At 76.2% G+C, this 8,244-nt stretch carries 3 protein-coding genes; all 3 read left to right on the top strand.

Features of this window, described 5'->3' with window-relative positions; translation table 11 throughout:
* Positions 1 to 344: 344 nt before the first annotated feature.
* On the top strand, positions 345 to 1,697 hold the full coding sequence (gene lysA / locus E2C05_RS25455) for a diaminopimelate decarboxylase (RefSeq protein ID WP_133222449.1): 1,353 nt from the start codon (positions 345 to 347) through the stop codon (positions 1,695 to 1,697).
* Positions 1,673 to 4,348: a DUF4175 domain-containing protein gene (locus tag E2C05_RS25450; RefSeq protein ID WP_133222448.1), complete on the top strand. Its 2,676-nt coding sequence runs from the start codon at positions 1,673 to 1,675 to the stop codon at positions 4,346 to 4,348. The genes lysA and E2C05_RS25450 overlap by 25 nt, the downstream gene beginning before the upstream one ends.
* A gap of 218 nt (positions 4,349 to 4,566) precedes the next feature.
* Positions 4,567 to 8,148: a calcium-binding protein gene (locus E2C05_RS25445; protein WP_133222447.1), complete on the top strand. Its 3,582-nt coding sequence runs from the start codon at positions 4,567 to 4,569 to the stop codon at positions 8,146 to 8,148.
* Positions 8,149 to 8,244: the final 96 nt, after the last annotated feature.

Below are 8,244 nucleotides of genomic sequence, written 5' to 3'. Positions count from 1 at the left end.
CCCCGCTGCCGCGCCTTCGCCGCGCGCTGGTGCCGGCGCCAGCCCTTCGACTTGCGCGGCGCGGCCGGCACCGCCGCCGCCTCGGGCGTCAGGCGTTCGAGCGCGCGGCGGGCGGCGCGGGCTGCCCGGGCCACGGGCTTCTGGATGGCGGCGCTCACCAGGTCGGAGATGGTCATGCTGCGGGTCCCTCGGCTTGCCGGGCGGCGCCTGCCGACCCGGTCGCCGGCAACGCGGCGCAAGCCGGCCCGTTCGCCACCCCGGCCCGGCGCGCCGTCCGGCGGCCCCGCCGCCCGCCATGCCACGCCATCCTTGTTCCGGCCCGACCTGCACCGCACAATACGCGGATGCCCGCGCCGCTTCCCCTGACCTCCGCCGACCCCGACCCGAGCTTCGCCGAGCTGATCGCCGCGCGGCCGCACCTCTCCGCCCATGCCATGGACGGGCTGCTGGTCGAGGAGGTGCCGCTCGCCCGCATCGCGCGGGAGGTGGGGACGCCCACCTGGGTCTATTCGGCCGGCGCGCTCCGCCGCCGCGCCCGCGCGCTGCAGGCGGCGCTGTCCGGCGCCGGGCTCCATGCCTCGATCCATTACGCGGTGAAGGCCAATACCAGCCTCGCCGTGCTGCGGGTGCTGGCGGAGGAAGGGCTCGGCGCCGACGTCGTCTCGGAAGGGGAGATGCTGGCCGCCCGCGCCGCCGGCATCGCCGCCGCGGACATCGTCTTCTCGGGCGTCGGCAAGACGGAGGCCGAACTGCGCCGGGCGCTGGCCGAGGGGATCGGCCAGATCAACCTGGAAAGCGCCGAGGAGGCCGCGACCCTCTCGGCCCTCGCGGCCGGCATGGGCCGCACCGCCCGCGTCGCCCTGCGGGTGAACCCGGACGTGGATGCCCGCACCCATGCCAAGATCACCACCGGCAAGTCGGAGAACAAGTTCGGCGTCGTCCTCGACGACGCCCCCGCCCTCTATCGCCGGCTGACAGAATTGCCGGGGCTGGAGCCGGTGGGCGTCGCCGTGCATATCGGCAGCCAGATCACGTCCGGCATGGCGGCCTATCGCGGCGCCTACGCCAAGCTGGCGGACCTGGTGCGGGCGCTGCTGGCGGATGGCCTGCCGGTGCGGCACATCGACTGCGGCGGCGGCCTCGGCATCCCCTACCGCGACGAGCCCGCCCCGCTGCCGGAGGCGCTGGCGGGCGCGATCGCGGCGACGCTCGGCCCGCTCGGCCTGCCGGTGATGCTGGAGCCCGGGCGCTGGATCGCCGGCCCGCCCGGGCTGCTGCTGGCCTCGGTGGTGCTGCAGAAGCAGGGGCGGGACCGCCGCTTCCTGGTGCTGGACGCCGCCATGAACGACCTGGTCAGGCCCGCCATGTACGATGCCTGGCACGGCATCCTGCCGGTGGGCGGCGCCGACCTGGTGGCGCCGGTCTCCCCGGCCGATGTCGTCGGGCCGGTTTGTGAGACCGGGGACACCTTCGCCCGCGGCCGGGCGTTGCCATCTCTACAGTCCGGGGCGCTGGTCGCCCTGCTGGATGCGGGAGCCTATGGCGCCGTGATGAGCAGCACCTACAACATGCGGCCGCTCGCGGCCGAGGTGATGGTGGAGGGCAACCGCTTCGCGGTGATCCGCGAACGGCAAGCCGCCGAGGCGCTGCTCGCCGGGCAGCGCCTGCCCGCTTGGCTCGGCGGGGGCGGGTCCTGAGCCCCGGCGGGCCCGGGGGCGCCACCCCCGAGCGGCTGCAGGCGGCGCTGCGCCGCCGGCGCCTGCTGGCGCGGCTGGCCCTGGGGTGGGAGGCCGTCTGGCCCCGCGCCTGGCCCGTCCTCGGCGCCATCGGCGCCTGCCTGGTGGTGGCGCTGCTCGACCTGCCGCAGCAACTGCCGCCGGTCCTGCATATCCTTCTCCTCCTCCTCGCCGCCGGGGCCGTCGGCTGGCTCGGCTGGCGCGGCTTCCGCGGCGTGCGCCTGCCGGGCCCGGCCGAGGCGGAGCGGCGGCTGGAACGGCAATCCGGCCTGCGCCACCGGCCGATCGCGGCGCTGACGGACCGGCCGACCGACGACGACCCGGCGGCGCTCGCCCTGTGGCAGGCGCACCGGCAGCGGGCCGCCGTGCAGATCCGCGGCCTGCGGGTGGGGGTGCCGCGCCCGGGCCTGCCGGCCCGCGACCCGCGCGCCGTCCGTGCCGCCATCGCCCTCTCGGTCCTCGCCGCCCTGGTGGTGGCCGGGGCGGAGGCGCCGGAGCGGCTGCTGCGCGCCGTGACGCCGGCCTTCGCCGGCCCGGCGCCGGTGCCCGCCCTGAAGCTGGAGGCCTGGGTGACCCCGCCCGGCTATACCGGGGCGGCGCCCATCTTCCTCGACCCCGCCGGCGGCGCCGCCACCGTGCCGGCCGGCAGCAAATTGCAGGTCTCGGTCTCCGGCGGGCATGGCGGCGCGCCGGAGCTGCTGATGGATGCCCAGGCCACCCCCTTCCGCGCGCTGGACGGCAGCAGCTTCGCCGCCGAGGCGGTGCTGGAGCATGGCGGGCGCCTCACCGTCCGCCGCGGCGGCGGGGAGCTGGCGCGCTGGGCGCTGGCGGTGCAGGCCGATGCGCCGCCGCGTGTCGCCTTCGCCGAGCCGCCGGGGCGGGCCGCGCGCGGCCTCGGCACAAGGCTGCCCTGGCGGGCGGAGGATGACTGGGGCCTTGCCGCGCTGCGGGCCGAATTGCGCCTGAAGGCTCGGCCGGACGCGCCGCCGCTGGTGGTGGAGCTGCCGCTGCCCGGCGCCAACCCGAAACAGGCCAAGGGCACCGCATCGCCCGACCTCTCGGCGCATCCCTGGGCGGGGCTGGAGGTGGTGGCGACCCTGCTCGCCAAGGACGGCGCCGGGCAGCAGGGCGCCTCCGAGGCCGCCGGCCTGACCCTGCCCGAACGCAGCTTCAACCACGCCGTCGCCAAGCGCCTGATCGCGGTCCGGAAGGAGCTGTCGCTGGAGCCGGAGCGCCGCGCCCCGGCCCGGCGCGAGCTGGAGGAGATCGCCCGCGCGCCGGAGGCCTTCGAGCACGACACCGCCACCTACCTGGCGCTGCGCTCGGCGCGCTCGCGCCTGATCCTCGACCGGCGGCCGGAAGCGGTGGAGGAGGTGCAGGCGATCCTCTGGGAGGTCGCGCTGGCGCTGGAGGAGGGCCGCGACGGCCGCACGCTGCGCGCCCTGCAGCAGGCGCGGGAAGCCCTGCGCCAGGCGATGGAGCAGGCCGAGCAGCAGCAGCAGCCGGCGCAGCAGGAAAGCGACCCGGAGAAGCGGGAGCAGCAGGACGCCCATCGGGCCGAGCTGGAGAAGCGCATCCAGGAGCTGCGCGACGCCATCCGCCAGCACCTGGAGGCGCTGGCGGAGAAGCTGCAGCGGGAGAATGCCGAGGCGATCCCCTTCGATCCCCAGTCCCGGCTGATGGACCAGCGGGAGATGGACCGGAAGACGCGCCGGATGCAGGAGGCGGCGCGCGAGGGCCGCATGGAGGATGCGAAGAAGGAGCTGGCCGAGCTGGAGGAGATGCTGAAGGCGCTGGAGGAAGGCCGCGCCCAGCGGGCCGAGAGCCCGGAGCGGCAGCAGCAGCGCCAGCGCGGCCAGCAGCAGATGGGCGTGGTGCAGGACATGGTGAAGCGCCAGTCCGAGATGCTGGACCGCAGCCACCAGCGCGCCGAGGGCAATGAGCGGGAGCGCGCGGCGCGCGAGCGGCAGCAGCGCCTGCAGCAGCAATTCCGCTGGCCGCCGGACTCGCAGCGCCAGCAACAGGGGCAGCAGGGGCAGCCGGGCCAGCAGGCGCAGGACCCGCAGGCCCAGGCGGACCGCGACCAGGATGGCCGCCGCCAGCGCGCCCTGCGGCGGGCGCTGGGCGAGCTGATGCAGCAATTCGGCGACCTGACCGGGGAGGTGCCGGACGGCCTCGGCAAGGCCGACCAGGCGATGCGCGACGCGCAGGAACAGCTGGGCCAGGGCGGCGATGCGCGGGATGCGCAGCAGCGCGCCCTGCGGGCCCTGCAGGAAGGCGGCCGGCAGATGGCGCAGTCCATGCAGCGCCAGTTCGGCATGAGCCAGGACGGCGACGAGGATGGCGACCCGCAGGACATGGCGGGCGAGAACCAGCCGGGCGGCAATGGCCAGGACCAGGCGCAGAATCAGGGCGAGGGGCGCGACCCGCTCGGCCGGCGGTCGCGCGACGTGAACGGCAATGCCGACAACGGGTCCGACACGCGGGTGCCCGAGGAGGCGGAGCTGCTGCGCACCCGCCGCCTGCAGGAGGAGCTGCGCCGCCGCGGCGGCGAGCGCGAGCGGCCGGCCGAGGAGCTGGACTATATCGACCGGCTGCTGAAGCGGTTCTGAGCGCCGCGAGGAGCCAGGCCGGTGCGCGCGCCCGTCTGAACGCGCACACCGCATCGAGGTATTGATCGCAGGGGGGCGCCCCACCCCTTGCGAGCCGCGCCGGGCGGCGGCCCGACGCTTCGCCGCCGCGCGACATCGCGCCGGTTTCACCCTTCCGCAAGCGCGCCTCGCTTAGCCCTGCGCCAGCCGCGCCATGGGGGCGCTGCGGGCGGAGGCGGATGGCGACCCTCATCGGCAGCGCGGGACCCGACAGCCTGCAGGGCGGGACGGGCGAGGACTCCCTGGCGGGGCTGGAGGGCGACGACACCCTGGCCGCCGGGGCCGGCGCGGCCACGCTGGATGGCGGGCCGGGCACCGACCGCGCCGTGCTCGACCTGTCCGGCACGGTCGCGCCGCTCACCGTCTTCCTGCTCGCGCCCGGCCTGGTCAGCGCGGCCGGCGCCGCGCGTCTGACCGGGATCGAGGAACTGAGCCTCCTCGCCGGCAGCGGCGACGACCGGCTGCTGGCGGGGACGGGCGCCGATACGCTCGATGGCGGCGGCGGCGACGACGCGCTCTCGGGCGGCGCCGGCGGCGATTCGCTGGCGGGCGGGGAGGGCGCGGATACCCTGCTCGGCGGCGCCGGGGCGGATAGCCTGGCGGGCGGGGCCGGCGCCGATGTCTTCGTGCTGCAGGGGGTCGAGGCGGTCGAGTCCACGCTCGACGCCATGGACCTTGTTCCGGATTTCGACCCCGGCCAGGGTGACCGGCTGGCGCTGCGCGGCCAGCCGGTCGGGGCCGGGCTTCTGCTGCTGGCGACCGGCACCTGGGGCCTGCCGGGCCAAGTGCCGCGCCCGGTCGGCTGGGGCGGCAGCCTGGCGCCGGCAGCCGCGCCCGTCGTCGGGATGTCCATGCCCGATCCGACCGGCGGCGCCGCCTTTCTCCTGCGCTGGCTGCCGGATGCCGCCGGCAGCGGCGGCTGGCTGCTGCTGGATGCCGACCGGGACGGGCTGCTCGGCGCCGCCGACCTGGTGCTGCGCTTCGCCCTGCCGCCCGGCGCCGCCATCGATGCCGAGGCCTTCCTGCCCGGCAGCCTGTCCCTCCTCGGCACGACGGGGGCCGACAGCCGCGCCGGGACCGCCGGGGACGACCGGATCTTCGGCTTCGGCGGCGCCGATTCCCTCGCCGGCCTGGACGGCAACGACACGATCGAGGGCGGCGAGGCCAACGATACCATCGCCGGCGGCGAGGGCTTCGACAGCCTGCTGGGCGGCGCCGGCAATGACTCGCTCGATGGCGGCGGCGGCGCCGATGTGCTGGTCGGCGGCGAGGGCAACGATACCCTGGCCGGCGGCAATGGCGACGACCTGCTGCAGGGCGGCGCCGGGAACGACAACCTCGCCGGCGGCGCCGGCGACGACAGCCTGGAGGGCGGGCCGGGCGCCGACACGCTGGAGGGCGGGCCGGGCGCCGACGGGTTCCTGCTGCAGGCCATGGGCCAGGCGGCCTGGTCCACCCAGGCCGCGATGGACCAGGTCCGCGTCTTCTCCCGCGCCGCGGGCGACCGGCTGCGGATCAGCGATGCCTGGACCGGGAATGGCGATGGCAGCGGCGCCAATATCGGCACCTGGGCGGGGCTGGACGGCGTGGCGCGCGCCCTGGTCTGGGCCGGGCCGACGCGCGCGGCGGGCGCCCTGCCGCTCAACTTCCTGCTGCCGCGGGTGCCGACCGACGCGACCGAGGCGATCCCGGTCTACTGGGTGCCGGCCACCATCGCCGGTGCGCCGGCCGGTGGCTGGCTGGTCATGGACCTCGACCGCGACACCCGCCTCGGCGCCGCCGATGCGGTGTTCCGCTTCGGCTCCGCCGCCGACCCGGTGACGATCGGGGCGGAGGATTTCGTCCCGGGCACCTTCCTGTCGGTCCTGCGGCCGGGCGTGCAGGTGGCGGGCACGGCGGGCAACGACACGCTAGCGGGCGCCAGCCTGACCGAGGTCTTCCTCGGCAGTGCCGGCAGCGACCGCATCGCCGGCGGCGCCGGGGCGGCGAATGCGCTGAGCTATGCCGGGCTCGGCGGCGCGGTCAGCCTCACGCTCACCGCCCATGGCAGCGGCACGGCGACCAAGCCCGGCGGCGGCCGCGACACGGTCGAGGGCGTGCAGGCCTTCATCGGCACCACCTTCAACGACCGGCTGGACGCCTTCCGGGGCGGCAGCGGCTTGTTCGTCACCAGCCTGGAGGGGCGGGCGGGCAACGACACCATGCTCGGCACCGGCACCTGGAGCGTGCAGGCCGCCTATGGCGCCAGCCCGGCGGCGGTGACGGTGGACCTGGCGGCGGCGACGGCGCAGGACGGCTGGGGCGGCACCGACCGGCTGCAGGGCATCCGCCGCATCGCCGCCACCTCGGCCTTCGACGACACCGTCCTGGGCTCGGCCACCGACGACCTGTTCCTGTCGGGCACGGCCGGCAGCAAGCGCTTCGACGGGCGGGCCGGCACGGATGAGTGGCGCTATGCCGGGACCGGCAGCGTCACGGCGGACCTCGCCGCCGGGCTGGCTGTGAAGCCGGGCGGGATCGACCACCTGCTGGCGATCGAGGCGCTGACCGGCGGCACCGGCGATGACAGCCTGCTGGGCGCCGCCGGCAATGACCGGCTGGCGGGCGCGGCGGGGAACGACACGTTGGATGGCGGCGACGGGCAGGACACGGCCAGCTACGACCCGGTGGCGCCGGGGTCGGACCTGCCGCTGCGCGGCGCCGTCATCAACCTGCAGGCCGGCACCGCCACCGATCCCTGGGGCGGGCAGGACGTGCTGCGCAACGTCGAGTATGCCTGGGGCACCCGCCTGGCGGATGACATCACCGGCGCGGCGCTGACGCTCTACAGCTACATCCGCGGCCTCGCCGGCGACGACGTGCTGCGCGCCCCGGCCGCCGGCACGCGCGTCGCGGCGGATTTCTTCGGCGATCCGCGGGCGGTGGTGGTGGACCTGTCGGTCGCCACCGCCTGGGATGGCTGGGGCGGGGTGGACCGCCTGGTGCTGATCGACCATGCCCGCGGCACCCGCTTCCCCGACCGGCTGCTGGGCAATGCCGCGGCGAACATGCTGATGGGCAATGCCGGGGACGACACCCTGACGGGCGGGGAGGGCAATGATTCGCTCTATCCCGGCACCGGCGCCGATTCCGTGCTCGGCGGCCCGGGCAACGACCTGATCGCGCCGGAGGCGGATGACCGCTTCACCGGCACCCTGGCGATCGATATCGGCACCGGCACGCCCTGGATCGCCAGCCTGACCGGCGCGGCGATGTTCAACGACCGCATCGATGGCGGGGACGGGGTGGATCGCTGGGTGTCCATCTCCGGCCCGGTGCTGCTGGACCTGCGGACGCGGCCGGGACTGCTGTCGAATGTCGAGATCATCGACGGCACCGGCCTGCCGGATGCGATCCTGCTGCCTGTCGACCACCCGGCCGCCGAGACCCTGCGCGGCCTGGCCGGCGACGACACGCTGTCGGGCGGCGCGGCCGCCGACCGGGTGGAAGGCGGCGATGGCCAGGACCTGCTGCTGGGCCGGGACGGCAATGACGTGATGCCGGGCGGCGCCGGCAACGACACGCTGGCGGGCGGGGCGGGCAACGACGTGCTGGATGGCGGGCCGGGCCAGGATGTCGCGCTGTTCGGCGTGACGGCCGACACGACGGTGCTGACCCGCGCGGCGGCCGATACCTGGTGGGCGGCGGGGCCGGAGGGGACCGACCGGCTGACCGGCATCGAGGTGGTGCGGTTCCTCGACCAGGACATCGTGCTGGCCTGATCGCGCGCATCGCCGCGCGGCGCGAAGCCCCTTTCCTCCGGCAGGGGCCCGCGGCGGCGCGCGGGCGGCGTCGCGCGCCATCCGCCGCGCTGCCCT

It is taken from the genome of Paracraurococcus ruber, assembly GCF_004353985.1.
GTDB lineage: Bacteria > Pseudomonadota > Alphaproteobacteria > Acetobacterales > Acetobacteraceae > Paracraurococcus > Paracraurococcus ruber.
This window is presented reverse-complemented; position numbering and strand designations above follow the sequence as displayed.